The organism is Mesorhizobium sp. M7A.F.Ca.ET.027.03.2.1 (genome assembly GCF_003999175.1).
In the GTDB taxonomy this organism is placed as follows: domain Bacteria; phylum Pseudomonadota; class Alphaproteobacteria; order Rhizobiales; family Rhizobiaceae; genus Mesorhizobium.
Genome location: NZ_RZOM01000038.1, coordinates 1 through 13060, shown reverse-complemented (window position 1 = coordinate 13060; position 13060 = coordinate 1). Strand labels below are relative to the sequence as shown.

12 protein-coding genes and 2 pseudogenes are annotated in these 13060 nt (G+C 63.1%); 5 read left to right on the top strand and 9 right to left on the bottom strand.

What is annotated here, in order from left to right:
* Positions 1–196, top strand: a pseudogene (locus EN750_RS03390) (nucleoside deaminase); the annotation flags it as partial.
* A 36-nt stretch (positions 197–232) separates the two neighbouring features.
* Here the strand turns inward: EN750_RS03390 and EN750_RS03385 are convergent.
* The 3 genes from EN750_RS03385 to EN750_RS03375 form a co-directional block, all read right to left on the bottom strand.
* A complete protein-coding gene (locus tag EN750_RS03385; RefSeq protein ID WP_127395624.1) occupies positions 233–913 on the bottom strand; it encodes a hypothetical protein in 681 nt (226 codons plus the stop codon).
* 206 nt (positions 914–1119) lie between these two features.
* Positions 1120–4080 carry an isoleucine--tRNA ligase gene (gene ileS, locus EN750_RS03380; RefSeq protein WP_127395623.1) on the bottom strand — a complete coding sequence of 987 codons (2961 nt, stop codon included), beginning with the start codon at positions 4078–4080 and terminating at the stop codon, positions 1120–1122.
* A 233-nt stretch (positions 4081–4313) separates the two neighbouring features.
* Positions 4314–5120: a MipA/OmpV family protein gene (locus EN750_RS03375; protein ID WP_127331538.1), complete on the bottom strand. Its 807-nt coding sequence runs from the start codon at positions 5118–5120 to the stop codon at positions 4314–4316.
* A gap of 194 nt (positions 5121–5314) precedes the next feature.
* Between EN750_RS03375 and EN750_RS03370 the strand changes: the two genes are divergently transcribed.
* Entirely contained in the window at positions 5315–5869 is a 555-nt protein-coding gene (locus tag EN750_RS03370) for an HdeD family acid-resistance protein (RefSeq protein ID WP_127331536.1), read from the top strand.
* 15 nt (positions 5870–5884) lie between these two features.
* On the opposite strand, the gene EN750_RS03365 is transcribed toward EN750_RS03370, so the two are convergent.
* Together EN750_RS03365 and EN750_RS03360 are read right to left on the bottom strand one after the other, a co-directional pair.
* Positions 5885–6865, bottom strand: a complete 981-nt coding sequence (locus EN750_RS03365) for a bifunctional riboflavin kinase/FAD synthetase (RefSeq protein ID WP_127395622.1) — start codon at positions 6863–6865, stop codon at positions 5885–5887.
* Positions 6866–6871: 6 nt separating this feature from the next.
* Positions 6872–7732, bottom strand: a complete 861-nt coding sequence (locus EN750_RS03360; RefSeq protein WP_127395621.1) for a TIGR01459 family HAD-type hydrolase — start codon at positions 7730–7732, stop codon at positions 6872–6874.
* Between the two features lie 387 nt (positions 7733–8119).
* Between EN750_RS03360 and EN750_RS03355 the strand changes: the two genes are divergently transcribed.
* Entirely contained in the window at positions 8120–9283 is a 1164-nt protein-coding gene (locus tag EN750_RS03355; RefSeq protein WP_189526026.1) for a pilus assembly protein, read from the top strand.
* Positions 9284–9463: 180 nt separating this feature from the next.
* Here the strand turns inward: EN750_RS03355 and EN750_RS41600 are convergent, their stop codons facing one another.
* From EN750_RS41600 to EN750_RS03340, 4 genes and pseudogenes are all read right to left on the bottom strand, one after another.
* Positions 9464–9850, bottom strand: coding sequence for a dienelactone hydrolase family protein (locus EN750_RS41600; protein WP_348629361.1), 387 nt, complete (start codon positions 9848–9850; stop codon positions 9464–9466).
* Complete coding sequence (locus EN750_RS41595) at positions 9850–10323, bottom strand: dienelactone hydrolase family protein (RefSeq protein WP_348629362.1); 474 nt, start codon at positions 10321–10323, stop codon at positions 9850–9852. Before EN750_RS41595 ends, EN750_RS41600 begins: the two co-directional genes overlap by 1 nt.
* A 14-nt stretch (positions 10324–10337) precedes the next feature.
* A pseudogene (locus EN750_RS03345) lies at positions 10338–11163 on the bottom strand (DUF2189 domain-containing protein).
* A 204-nt stretch (positions 11164–11367) separates the two neighbouring features.
* Positions 11368–12072 (bottom strand): glutathione S-transferase family protein, encoded by a 705-nt coding sequence (locus tag EN750_RS03340; RefSeq protein ID WP_127395620.1) that lies wholly within the window; start codon positions 12070–12072, stop codon positions 11368–11370.
* Between the two features lie 106 nt (positions 12073–12178).
* Between EN750_RS03340 and EN750_RS03335 the strand changes: the two genes are divergently transcribed.
* Complete coding sequence (locus EN750_RS03335) at positions 12179–12535, top strand: helix-turn-helix domain-containing protein (protein WP_127395619.1); 357 nt, start codon at positions 12179–12181, stop codon at positions 12533–12535.
* A 59-nt stretch (positions 12536–12594) separates the two neighbouring features.
* A partial coding sequence (locus EN750_RS03330; RefSeq protein ID WP_145967381.1) for a CAP domain-containing protein occupies positions 12595–13060 on the top strand: 466 nt, incomplete at its 3' end.

Sequence of the window (13060 nt, the reverse complement as noted above, 5' to 3'; positions counted from 1 at the left end):
CGCCGGCGCCATTTCCTTCGCCCGGCTGCGCCGGCTTTATTTCGGCGCCGCCGACGACAAGGGCGGTGCCGTGGTCAATGGCGTACGTTTTTTCGCCTCGCCGACCTGCCACCACGCGCCCGACATCTATCCGGGCATGGGCGAGACCGAAGCGGGTCTATTGCTCAAGGAATTTTTCCGGGAACGGCGTGGCTGAACCGGGCGCAACGCCCGGCGACACAACGTGGTGTTCTTACAGAGACGGCATCCAGTCGAACCAGCCGCTGCCCTTCTTGCCTTCCGCCTCTTTCTTGAGGCGGCGTTCCTTCTTGTACTCGTCCTCGCCAAGCTGATCTTGCGGCGCCGTGCCGGCCGCGACACGATACTGCACTGGAGGCTCGCTCAGATATTTGCGGGTGTTCGGATCGCCCTGCTTGCTGTCGGCAAGGCGGCGCTGGATCTCGGCGGCACGGCCCTTGTCGGAATCGGCCGGTGTCCATGCCGGCGGGGGGCTCGACCCTGACTCCGCCATCGCCCTCTTCACCGAGGCCGGGTCCGTCTGCACGTCGTCGATGATCTCCGACTGATAGGCCGGGTCGTTCTGATGGGCGGTGGCGTCGGCGCGCAAGCGGGCGCGGCGCTGCTCGGGCGATTCGGGCCATTCGGCGCTCGCCGTCTCGATGCTGTCCTGCGGGGCCGGCAGCGCTTCCTTCTGGCCTGGCGCCGGCTTCACGAGCGTCGGACGCGGCTTGTAGTCGATCTGTTCCTTGCGCTTCGGCGCGAATGAAAAGGCGCCCGAAATATCGCCAGCCAGCTGTTCGCCGGCGGTCTTGTCGGTGCCGTAGGTCGGAGAGCCCATGCAGCCCGACAAAGCGAGGCCCGACGCGACAAGCGGCGCCAGCAGCGCCAAGCGCGCATTATATCTCTCGGTCATGCCAAAAAGTCCCACTCTAGACAGCCTCTCGATTGCCACCAGCCTTGTGGCCGGTCCCCATCGTCCAAGCACTTGCGACGGAAATCCGGCGACAATTTGTCTTCCGGAGTTTCGCGTGTTTACCTCAACCACTCGTTAAGGGCAACGCGCGGGCGGTTTTCGCCCGCCCGGCGTGGCATTTGTGCACCGATCCAGCCGACTAACCGTTAAAGTCGGCCAAGCGCCTTCAATTCATGCAGCACCGCCGCATCCCTGGCCGAAACATCCGGGAATTCCGGATCCTGGCCGACATCGGCGGTGTAGCGCCAGGAGCGTGCACATTTTAACAGGCCACGATCCTCGGCCTTCTCGACCACCACGGCGACACCCTTGACGTCGTCGATCGCGAAGGCTCCAGCCGGTGCCTCGCCATGAGCGATGACCAGATCGCTGGTGATCGCCATCTCGGCCATGTCGACATCTGAAATCGCCGCTTCGAGCGCTGCGTCGTTGATTGTGACGACCGGCACCGCTTCCAGCGACGATCCGATCACCTTCTGGGCGCGCGCGATCTCCAGCGCACCGGTGACGACGCGCCGCACTTGCCGCACCTGGCGCCACTTTTCCGCCAGCGCCTCGTTCTTCCAGTCCGCCGGGATTTGCGGGAACTGGTCGAGATGCACCGAGACGGCGTCGGGATGACGGTCAAGCCAGGCCTCCTCCATGGTGAAAGGCAGCATCGGCGCCAGCCATTTTACCAGGCAGTCGAAGAGATGGCGCACCACCTGCACCGAAGCCTTGCGCTTCAGGCTCGACGGCGCGTCGCAGTAGAGCGCGTCCTTGCGGATGTCGAAATAGAACGCCGACAGCTCGACCACCATGAAATCGAGCAGCATGCGGGTGATGCGCTTGAATTCGAAGGCGTCGTAGCCCGAGCGCACGACCTCATCGAGCTCGGCCAGCCGGTGCAGCATCAGCCGCTCCAGCTCCGGCATTTTCTCCAGCGGCACCTCTTCGCCATCGTCATGGGCAAGCGTACCCAGCATCCAGCGGATGGTGTTGCGCAGCTTGCGGTAGGCGTCGATGTTGGTCTGCAGCACGTTCTTGCCGAGCCGCTGGTCCTCCCAGTAGTCGGTCGTCACCACCCATAGACGCAGGATGTCGGCGCCCGACTGCTTGATGACGTCCTGCGGCACCACGGTGTTGCCCAGCGACTTCGACATCTTGCGGCCATCCTCGTCCATGGTGAAACCATGGGTGACGACGGTGTCGTAAGGCGCCCTGCCCCTGGTGCCGCAGCTTTCCAGCAGCGACGAATGGAACCAGCCGCGATGCTGGTCGGAGCCTTCGAGATAGACGTCGGCCGGCCATTTCAGGTCAGGACGATCTTCCAGCGTGAAGGCGTGCGTCGAGCCCGAATCGAACCAGACGTCGAGGATGTCCATCACCTGCTTCCACTTCGAAGCGTCGTGATTGCCAAGGAAACGCTCCTTGGCATCAGCCGCGAACCAGGCGTCGGCGCCCTCCTGCTCGAAGGCGTCCATGATGCGCTGGTTGACCGCTTCGTCCTTCAGCACATTGCCGTCGGCATCGGCGAAGACGGCGATCGGCACGCCCCAGGCGCGCTGGCGCGACAGCACCCAGTCCGGGCGTTCCTCGATCATGGCGCGGATGCGGTTCTGGCCGGCGGCGGGCACGAAGCGGGTGTCGTCGATGGCCTTGAGCGCCCGGCTGCGCAGTGTCGAGCCGTCGCCGAGGTCCTTGTCCATGTAGACGAACCATTGCGGCGTGTTGCGGAAGATGATCGGTTTCTTGGACCGCCAGGAGTGAGGGTAGCTGTGCTTCAGCCGGCCGCGCGCGAACAGCGCGTTGCGCTTGATCATCTCGTCGATGACGGCCTGGTTGGCGTTGCCCTTCTTGCCGTTGTCGTCGATGACACGCGCCGGTCCACCCTCCTGGTCGGGGCCGAAACCCGGCGCGTCCTTGGTGAAGAAGCCGCCATCGTCGACGGTGAACGGGATGGCGGGATCGATGCCGCGTGCGCGCAGATCCACCGCCGCATCCATCCAGGCGTCAAAGTCCTCGCGGCCGTGGCCGGGCGCGGTGTGGACGAAGCCGGTGCCGGCATCGTCGGTGACATGGTCGCCGGCGAGCATCGGAACGGCAAAGTCGTAGCCGCCGCAAAAACCCTTGAGCGGATGCGAAAGCGTAAGGCTTCCAAGCTCTTGCGCCGAAACGCTGCGGAGACGATTCAAGGTGACCTTGGCCTTGACCGAGGAGTCTTCGGCCAGCGCATCGGCAAAGATCAGTTTTTCACCCGGCTGCGGGCCGAATGCGTTCTCGGCTGCCGTGACCTCATAGAGGCCATAGTTGATGCGCGGCGAATAGTTGACGGCACGGTTGCCGGGGATCGTCCATGGCGTCGTCGTCCAGATGACGACATGTGCCTGCAGCAGATCGAGTGCGCCCTCCGTCAGCTTGGTCTCGCCATCGACAGGGCGGGCCAAGCTGGCGACCGGAAACTTCGCCCAGATCGTGTCGCTCTCATAGTCGTGGTACTCGATCTCGGCCTCGGCCAGCGCCGTGCGCTCGACCACGCTCCACATCACCGGCTTGGAGCCGCGATAGAGCTGGCCCGACATGGCGAATTTCAAAAGCTCGCCGGCGATGCGCGCTTCGGCATGGAAAGCCATCGTCGTATAGGGGTTCTTGAAATCGCCGATGACGCCGAGGCGCTGGAACTCGGCCCCCTGCACGTTGATCCAACCCGAAGCGAACTCACGGCATTCCTTGCGGAATTCGTTGACCGGCACCTCGTCCTTGTTCTTGCCCTTGGCGCGGTACTGCTCCTCGATCTTCCACTCGATCGGCAGGCCGTGGCAGTCCCAGCCGGGCACATAGTTCGAGTCGTAGCCGCGCATCTGGAACGAGCGGGTGATGACATCCTTGAGGATCTTGTTCAGCGCGTGGCCGATATGGATGTTGCCGTTGGCGTAGGGTGGCCCGTCATGCAGAACGTATTTCGTGCGGCCGGCAGCGCTCTCGCGCAGCTTGCGGTAGAGATCCATGTCCTGCCAGCGCTTGACCAGCAGCGGCTCCTTCTCCGGCAAGCCGGCACGCATCGGGAAGTCCGTCTGCGGCAGGTAAAGCGTCTTGGAATAGTCGATCGTTTCAGTTGTATCGGTCATTGGTCTGCCATTTGCATTGCCCGGCGGGCGTACAAGCTCGGGCGTGAACTATCATGTTATGGAAAAAGCGCGAGGGGGCGCGCAGAAACTCCCGGCGGCTCCGGCGGCGCTCAGGCCACCCGGAACACCGGGCCTGTAATTCGTATCGCGATCGCGAAAAGGCGCGAAAAGCTGGTCATGGCTGGGCTTTTAGCCGAAGCCACGGCAGGAATAAAGCGTCTCGTTCGATTCACTTACATCGTGAAATCGAAGCGGTAGGTGGTCGACACGCCAATCATGAACTGGTTGCGGTCGCCGCGCTCCTTGACCAGGCTGGAATCGGCCGCCGGTCCCATCAGGCGCGAATATTCGCCAAACAGGCTGGCGGTCATCGGCTCGGTCACCTTCCAGGTTATGGCGCCGCCGAGGCCGGTCGATTTCAGCCCGCCACCGGGATGATATTCGCTCAAGCCCGAGGCCACGGCTTCCTGCGCGTTGACGCCGTAATAGGCGTCGAAATAATTGCCTGAGGCGAAGGAAACACGCGGGCCGCCCGAAATCCTGACGGTCGGCGTCACATCGTAAAAGGCGTCGGCGGCAATGTCGGCGACAAAGCCGTTGTGAGCGCGAATGCCGTGGCGCAGCTCGGCGCGGGCGCGCAGCCAGTCGGTCGGATAGAATTCGAAGAAGCCGCCGACTTCCCCGCCCCAGCGCACCGGATCGAGGCCCTTCAGCTCATCGGCGTTGTCGTCATCGCGGGAAAACAGGAACTTGCCGGTCAGGCCAGCGCGGAAACCGCCATCATCGACCAGCGCCAGCGAGATGTTGTCGTTGCGCGAGACAAAGCGGGCAGCAGGTCCGGCCTTGCCCAGCGAAATGATCGGCGAGGCGCTGAGCAGGTACTTTTTGCCGCCCTCGAAATTCGGCGCCACCATGCCGGTGGCACCTACGGTCAGATACCAGTCGCCGGACAGCCAGCTGCCCTCGCCCGCATTGGCAGCGCCCGTCCCACCCAGCACCGCGGCGGCCAACACAAGAGAGATTCTTCCGACCGAACTCATGGCCACTCCACTAACACAACGCATATGATTGCCGATCACAGCTTTGACGGCCGTTTGGTAAAATTTGATTTAAAGCCGAGACATATGCTCGCGCTTTGCCGCGATCCCGCTGCCGGTCATCGGCTGGACGTTGGCTCGCGCCCGGATTACCTTCCATCCGCAGTATTCCGCAGCCCTCGATGGAGACCGCGACAATGACCCTGCATGGCGATGCCTTGAAAATCGGGATCGAACAGACACGGACAAAATGGGGATGGTTTGTCGCACTCGGTGTGCTGCTGCTCATCTTCGGCGGCATTGCCTTCGCCAATCTGTTCGTCGCCACGGTGGCTTCCGTCTACGTCGTGGGATGGCTGATGCTGATGGCGGGTATCATCGAGATCGTGCACGCGTTCGGCGTCAAGTCCTGGAATCGCTTCTTCTACTGGCTGCTCAGCGGACTGCTGTACGCCGTCGCCGGCTTCTTCGCTTTCGGCAATCCGTTGCTTGCCTCGGCGGTGCTGACGTTCCTGCTGGCGATCGCGCTGGTCGCGTCAGGGGTGCTCAGGGCCTGGGTCGGCTACAGCCACCGGCCGGAACGCGGCTGGGGCTGGCTCGTCGCCGCCGGTGTCATCAGCGCGCTTGCAGGTCTGATCATCGCCATGGGCTGGCCGGTCAACAGCCTGTGGGTGCTCGGTCTGTTCCTTGCGATCGATCTGATCTTCCAGGGCTGGACCTTCATCGCCGTCGGCCTGGCGCTGAAAAAGTAGGGATCATGCCTGGACTCAAAAAGCCATGGCCGCGTCGAGATCGGAGAGCGGCTTGACGCCGGCAAGCAGCGCGCGTGCCTCGGCTTCATCGCGCTTCATCTGCGCGACCAGCGCATCGAGCCCATCGAACTTCACCTCCGGGCGCAGGAAACCGAAGAAGGAAACCTGACAGACCTCGCCATAGAGGTCTTCGGAGAAGTCGAAGACGAAGGTTTCCAACAGCGGCGCGCCATTGTCGTCGACCGTCGGGCGACGGCCGAAGCTGGCGACACCGTCGTGGAGCGTGCCGTCGGCGCGGCGGAAGCGGACGGCATAAATGCCCTCCTTGAGTGCGGCTTCCGCCGACAGCCTCATATTCGCGGTTGGAAAGCCAAGGGTGCGGCCAAGCTGCTGTCCGCCGACCACCTCGCTTTCGACGGTGAAGCGGTAGCCGAGCAGACCGGCGGCTTCAGCCACTTCGCCCTCGCCCAGCAATCCGCGGATGCGGCTGGACGACACCACCTCGGCGCCCTCGTCCCGGAAGGCGTCGACGAGCGTGACGCCGAAGCCGTGACGCTCACCCGCCGCCATCAGGTAGGCCGGGCCGCCTTGACGATCCTTGCCGAAGTGGAAATCGAACCCGGTCACGGCGTGGGTAATGCCAAGGTTCGTTTCCAGCACATCCGTCACGAACGCTTCCGCCGACAGCGAGGCGAAGTCGCGCGTGAACGGCTGCTCGACCAGCGCGGCAAAGCCCAGCAGCGACAGGAGCCGCGCCTTCATCGGCGGCGGCGTCAGCACGAACAACGGGATATCAGGCCTGAAGATCTTGCGCGGATGCGGTTCGAACGTCAGCACCAGGGCCGGTACGCCGCGCCGTCCGGCCTCGGCAGAGGCGCGCTCGAGCACCGCCTGATGGCCGCGATGGACGCCATCGAAATTGCCGATCGCCACCACGCCGCCGCGCAGGTCGGCGGGAAGCGGCGCGGTTGCCAGGACGCGTTGGAAGGCTGCCATCGTCACCTACCGAAGTCTGGGAATGACGGCCACCGGACCATAGCCATGCTTTTCCAGGAACGCCGCCAGTCTTGCCGGATCCGGTTGCAGGGCATCGCCATAGTCGCGGGCATGGATGCCGCCGGAGACATAAAGAACATCGAAGCCATTGTCGGCGGCGCCCTTCACATCGGTCATCATGCCGTCGCCGATGGCCAGCACCTGGCCGCGCTCGACCGGCCGGCCAAGAATCTCGGCAACTTCCTTCATTGCGAGATTGTAGATCGGCGCGTATGGTTTTCCAGCGATCAATGTGCGGCCGCCAAGCTGGGCATAGTCACGCGCCAGCGCGCCGGCACACCAGATCATGCGTTCGCCGCGCTCGACCACGATGTCGGGATTTGCGCAGATGAAAGGCAGGTTCCTGGCGCGCAGCCGCCGCAGGAGCTCCGTGTAATCCTCGGGCTTCTCGACCTCGTCGTCGAACAGGCCGGTGCAGACGACGCCGGACGCCTCGAACTCCTCGACAAGCTCGACGTCGAGACCTTCATAGAGGGTGACGTCCCGGTCGGCGCCGATATGGAAAATCTTGCGCGGCCCTTCGGCGATCAGATCCCGCGTCACGTCGCCTGAGGTAACCACCCGGTCGTAGGCTGACGGTGGAACACCGATCGCGTTCATCTGCGCCACGACATCGGCACTTCTGCGCGGCGAATTGGTGATCAGGACGACGGGGATTTTCGCCTCTCGAGCCCTTGCCAGTGCGGAAGCCGCCACCGGGAAATGCGTTTCGCCATTATGGACCACGCCCCAGACGTCGCACAGGATTGCCGAATAGGCCTTCGACACGTCTTCGAGCGAGCCGATGATTTCAGGCGAATTCGCCATGCCGTTTCCTTCAGTCGTGATCGTTGCGACGCCGCGACCGACGGTTCGCCGCAGCCGGTTCGGATTAGCCGAACCGTCCCGGCCTGTCACCAGCTTTCGCCAGGCGCGCGAGCGGCAGTGGATGTCTCGCGCGAAAGGCTGCGATGGGTAAAGTCCAAGGTTTCCTCGCTTCAGTAGCTGCAATGGCGGCGCACTATCGTGCCGTGGGGCCGGCATGGTTAACTAACCTCCAAAAAACTGGCCGGTCTTTGACGCATCCAGCAACGTGAAAATTAGCGTTTTATGAGCATCGTCATGCCGACCACTGGTTTCTGGGCTGGGATGCTAAAAGCGATGATCCTCGGATTCGCGCGCGACAGGCGCGGCAACTTTCCCTTGGCCACCGCCATGGCGATGCTGCCGATGATGCTTGGCGTTGCCGGAGTCATGGATCTGGTGGGCACCAGCGAGGATGCCGCGCAATTGCAGAACTCACTGGACGCGGCGGGGCTCGCCGTCGGCACAAAGTATTCGCCCGGCATGACGGCAGGTGATGTCCAGGCGCTCGGGCTGACATTTTTCGCGGCCAATATGAGCATTGCCGACCAGCAAGAATATTCGGGCAGCGTCTCCGCCTTTTCGGCAGCCGCGAGCGGCGACCCGAGCGCCTACTACATCTCGGTTTCGTCCAAAATCAGCCGAGCAAGCTTCATCAGCGGCGCGCCCGCTTGGCAGGCTCACCGCTCGGCCTCGGTCAAACTTGAGCCTGGCGCGCAAGCCTGCGTGCTGGCGCTCGATCCGCAGGCATCCGCCGCCGTGAGCCTGCAGGGCTCGACCAGCGTCTCGATGAGCAACTGCGTGATCGCGGCAAACTCGGATGCGCCCGACGCCGTGAACAGGGGCGGTTCCGCACTGGTTTCAGCGGGCTGCGTCTCGACTGTCGGCGGCACTTCCGGGCTTTCGTCACCCAACGCCACACTCACCTGTGGAATGCCGCTCGAACATCAATATGCGTCTTTTGATCCTCTGGCCGACGTCGTCCCTCCCCCCTTCACATTGTGTCTGCCGGTCCCGAACGGCAAAACCTACACGCTGTCGCCCGGCACGTATTGCGACAAGACAATGTCGGGGGACATCACACTTGATCCGGGCGTCTACATCCTGCGCGGCACCACCATCAAGCCCGGCGGCAACGGTAGCCTGACAGGCCACGGCGTGACTATATTCCTCATGGAAGGCGCACAGCTCTACATAAATGCCAATGAGAAAGTGGACCTTTCCCCGTCCACCAGCGGCCCCTATGCCGGCATCACCATTTTCGAGGATCACGGGAACACGTCCGCCTTGACGCTCAATGGCGGGGCAAATTCCACGATCAGCGGTTTCGTCTATGCGCCTGACGCGCCCATTTCCTACGCTGGCAACTCAGATATGAGCAGTCAGGGCGATTGTCTGAGGCTTGTCGGCAAGACCGTGCTGATGACGGGAAACTCGTCCGTCAGGACGGATTGCACGGCCATGCTTGGAAATCGCGAGATGTATGCCAGTCGCCGCATCACTCTCGCGAAATGAAGAGGCCACGTTTCGTGCGTCAGCGGTAGTGAAAGCGCCGGTCGCCCACCGTCTCGATCGGCACATCGGTTGCGAAAATCGGTCATCCGGCGCCGGATGATGGCACGGTGCGGAAGGCACTCGCGCTGAAGATGGCGACAGACGCGCAGCGCTGAGAGTGCAAAACGGCAGTCGCCACTATCAGCCGCCGAAGACGTCTTTCAGGAATGCATGAGAGGCAAGGATGGATTGCTCGGCCGCATTGTACTGCATCCGGTGACCATAGGTCTCGATGCCAGTCTTCAATCCTGCGGAGTCAAATCCGTGACGAGCACCCGGGTAGACGTCAAGCTGTACGGAGCTTCCCTTGCCGCTGCGCTGCGTCATCATCTCCTGGCAAATTTTGGCGGGGGTCCGATCGTCAAGCTCGCCGATCAGTATCAAGGTCGGGGCCGCCATGTCGCCATTCGTTGCCGAACAATCCGGATAGTAGGCGATCGCAGCCTTGAATTTGCGCTCCATAAGCCGCTCGTCTCCACCAGATTGCAAGGCCTCGAGCGTTGCGTTCCCGCCAGCGGAGAACCCCATCAACGCAATGCGCCGCGGTTCGACAAACTGTATTTCGATAGGAATTCCAGAGCGCCGTAGGCGTCATATACGCGATCAACAGAGTGGAGGCCATCACAGGTCTCCTTTATGCCGCGGGTGCTGAAGCTGTCGACGACGAGGACGACGTAACCCCAGGAGGACAGTCGCTCGGACCAGGTTTTCTTTACACTTCCGGGCAGACCTGAACATCCGTGCAGAACCACGACAGCCGGGAACGGCCCCTCACCCGGCGGACGCGTTAAATACCCCTGCAGCGGCGTGCCGGGAACGGCCTTCGGGACCTTGCCGCCTGCTTGCGCAATGCGCTTCTGAAATGACGTTGGCTCCGAAGCCGCGCTTTCAAACTGCACCGGCTGGTCAGCGCGCGCTGGCGCGGCAGGCAGATAGCTACCGATACAAAGGCAGGTCAGACAGACGATCTTGTTGGGCAGGCTCGGCAGGGAGAAGGCCATGGGTGCCTGCTTCGTTACATCGGCCGCCTTATCTGCTGTACCCGCTCGGGCTCGACCACCTTGCGGTAGAGATGCCAGGTGGCATGGCCGAGCACCGGCATGACGACGGCGAGCCCGGCAAACAGCGGGATCGAACCGATCACCAGAAGCACGGCGACCAGCAAGCCCCACAGCGCCATTTGCAGCGGGTTGGCCATCACCGCCCGGGCCGAGGTCTCGATCGCCGAAACGGCGCCGACGTCACGGTCGAGCAGCAGCGGGAAGGCAACCACGGTGGTGGCCAGCACAACTACGGCGAAGACAAAGCCCGCGGCATTGCCGGCAAGGATCAGCGTCCACCCCTTGCTGGTGGTCAGCACGTCGCGGATGAAGCCACCAATCGAGGGCGGCGGCTGGTCGCCAAACAGCCCAGTGTAGATCGATTTCGCGGTGTAGAGCCACAGCAGGAACAGCGCCACCAGCATGACGCCGATGACAGCGATCGACGGAACCGCGGACGAGCGCCGCACGTCAAACGCGTGCCGCCAGGAGGTGTTCATGCCGAGCTCGCGCCGGCGGCTGATCTCGTAAAGGCCGAGGGCCGCAAATGGCCCAAAGCAGCGCGAAACCCGACATCAGGGGATAGATGAGCTGGATGGCATTGGCGCCGGACGTCCACTGCGTCAGGATCAAGCCGACAATGGGATAGATCAGGCACAGGAACACGTAGTGCGATGGTTTTGCCCAGAAATCCTCGAAGCCGAGACGCAGCGCGTCCCAAAGGTCCGACGTGGTGATGCGGCGCACCGTTGGCTGCACATGCATTCCACGTGCGTCCGCCATGACATGAAAGCCAGCCATAACCTTCCTCCCGTGTGTCGGGGCGGTGTGTCGGGGCGGTCACCGCCTGGATGGCCGCCCGGAGCTGCCATTTCTCGTACAGCGTTATCCTAGCCGATTTAGAAGCAGTTGTCGCCAAGTCCGCCGGTAACGGCTGGTTGAACCGGGCGGCAGCAGACTTGGCGCCGCGCGCCGCCATGCACTTGGCGCCGCGCGGCTGGCAACTTATGAAGCGAAGCGATCGATCACCTCAGTCAGGGGGACGTGGCCAAGGCAGGCGCCAGAACCGGCGGGCTGTTCGCCATCCTCGACAGCCAGCGCATAACGCACGGCCGGATCGGATTCGATGCGAAGGCGCAATCCGGCCAGCTTGGGATAGGCAGCGCCGTCGATCGCCTGGTGAAACTCCGCCCAGCGCGCCACGCCGATCAGCGTGGTATCGGCCAGCGTCAGCCGGTCGCCGACCAGGAAATCCGTGTCGGCGATCATCGCCTCGAGCCGATCATGACGTTCCGCAACGGCCTTGCGGCCGAACTCCCGCAAGGTCGCCTTCAGCGCCGGTTCATCCGCCGCCATTTCCAATGCCACCCAGAGCGGGCTGAAGGCGGCGGTGAAACCGGTGTTCACGAAGGCCATCAGCTGGTGCATGCGGTCGGCTTGCGGCGTGCGCGGTTCGAAGCTGATGCGGCGCTGTGTGTCGCGGGCTTCGAGCCACGAGGCGATGGCCATTGTCTCGGTGAGCACCCGGCCTTCGTCGGTGATCAGCACCGGCGTTTCCTGACGGTCGTTGATGCTGGCATAGGCATCGTTTTTCATCTCGGTGAGCATGTCGACGCGGCACAGGCGATAGGGTTGCCCGACGCGTTCAAAGGCAGCGACAAGCCCCATCGAGCTTCCCGCCGGGAAGCCGTAAAGGAGGATAGGTTCCATTTGTTTTCTTCCGTGATTGAGAGGATCACGCCGCGCAGCGAAACTTGACCCTAAACGCTTGTCGTCCCATGTAAATTACGCACAATTCTGTAACCAGGATCCGCCCATGAAAGACGTCGTCTCACGCTGCCCGATCGAAGAGACCATGCGCGTGCTCAGCGGTCGCTGGCCCACACTGCTGCTCTATTATCTGAAGGACGGGACCAAGCGGTTCAGTGAACTGAGACGTGACAACCCGACCGTGTCGCATCGCATCCTGACCCTGGAACTGCGCAAGCTGGAAGAAGCCGGCATCGTGCGGCGCACGGTGCGTCCGGGTTATCCGTTGCGGGTCGACTATGACCTCACAGCGCCTGGCCGCCGGCTTGTACCGCTCATCGACGCGCTCGGGTCGTGGTGGGTGCATACGGAAGACGACCGGATGGGCGGTTCCTCGGACGCAGATCTCGATACTGCCGCCTAACATCTTCGATTTTCGCCGCCCTGCCCGGCAAAAGCCATGATCGACGTTATCTCAGGGGCATGACCATAGCGAAAATCGAAACCCACCCGATCCCGAATCTGCACAGGCGCATGGTGCTGACCGGCCTCGCAGCCTTGGCGGGCCTCGCCGCCTGCAGCACCGTTTCACTGCCGTCAGGCGAAGGCGCCGGGGTCTCCTCCTCCGCCACCAGCACGCTGGCCAGCATCCGCGCCTCGGCGGGGCTCGCGCCGCTGGTCGCCGACCGGCAACTCGAACAGGCTGCCCTGCAGCAGGCCGGCTACATGGCGCAGCGCCGCCGCATGAGCCACACCACCGGCTGGGGCAAGGATTTCGCCTCGCGCGTCAAGGACAATCGAATTTCCGGCGCCGCGGCGGAGAACATCGCCGAGGGTCGTTTCGACCTCGAGAAGCTGTTCGACATCTGGGTGCATTCACCTGGCCATCGCCGCAACATGCTCGACCCGCGCTTCACCCGCTTCGGCCTTGCCTATGTGCGCGACGGCG

Excerpts from the sequence above, each read along its gene's own strand:
- EN750_RS03365 (WP_127395622.1), bottom strand. The coding sequence starts at position 6,865 with ATGGCAGCCTTCCAACGCGTCCTGGCAACCGCGCCGCTTCCCGCCGAC.
- EN750_RS41600 (WP_348629361.1), bottom strand. The coding sequence starts at position 9,850 with ATGGGGTTCTCCGCTGGCGGGAACGCAACGCTCGAGGCCTTGCAATCT.
- EN750_RS03385 (WP_127395624.1), bottom strand. The coding sequence starts at position 913 with ATGACCGAGAGATATAATGCGCGCTTGGCGCTGCTGGCGCCGCTTGTC.
- EN750_RS03340 (WP_127395620.1), bottom strand. The coding sequence starts at position 12,072 with ATGGAACCTATCCTCCTTTACGGCTTCCCGGCGGGAAGCTCGATGGGG.
- EN750_RS03355 (WP_189526026.1), top strand. The coding sequence starts at position 8,120 with ATGGCGATGCTGCCGATGATGCTTGGCGTTGCCGGAGTCATGGATCTG.
- EN750_RS03360 (WP_127395621.1), bottom strand. The coding sequence starts at position 7,732 with ATGGCGAATTCGCCTGAAATCATCGGCTCGCTCGAAGACGTGTCGAAG.
- EN750_RS41595 (WP_348629362.1), bottom strand. The coding sequence starts at position 10,323 with ATGGCCTTCTCCCTGCCGAGCCTGCCCAACAAGATCGTCTGTCTGACC.
- ileS (WP_127395623.1), bottom strand. The coding sequence starts at position 4,080 with ATGACCGATACAACTGAAACGATCGACTATTCCAAGACGCTTTACCTG.
- EN750_RS03335 (WP_127395619.1), top strand. The coding sequence starts at position 12,179 with ATGAAAGACGTCGTCTCACGCTGCCCGATCGAAGAGACCATGCGCGTG.
- EN750_RS03375 (WP_127331538.1), bottom strand. The coding sequence starts at position 5,120 with ATGAGTTCGGTCGGAAGAATCTCTCTTGTGTTGGCCGCCGCGGTGCTG.
- EN750_RS03370 (WP_127331536.1), top strand. The coding sequence starts at position 5,315 with ATGACCCTGCATGGCGATGCCTTGAAAATCGGGATCGAACAGACACGG.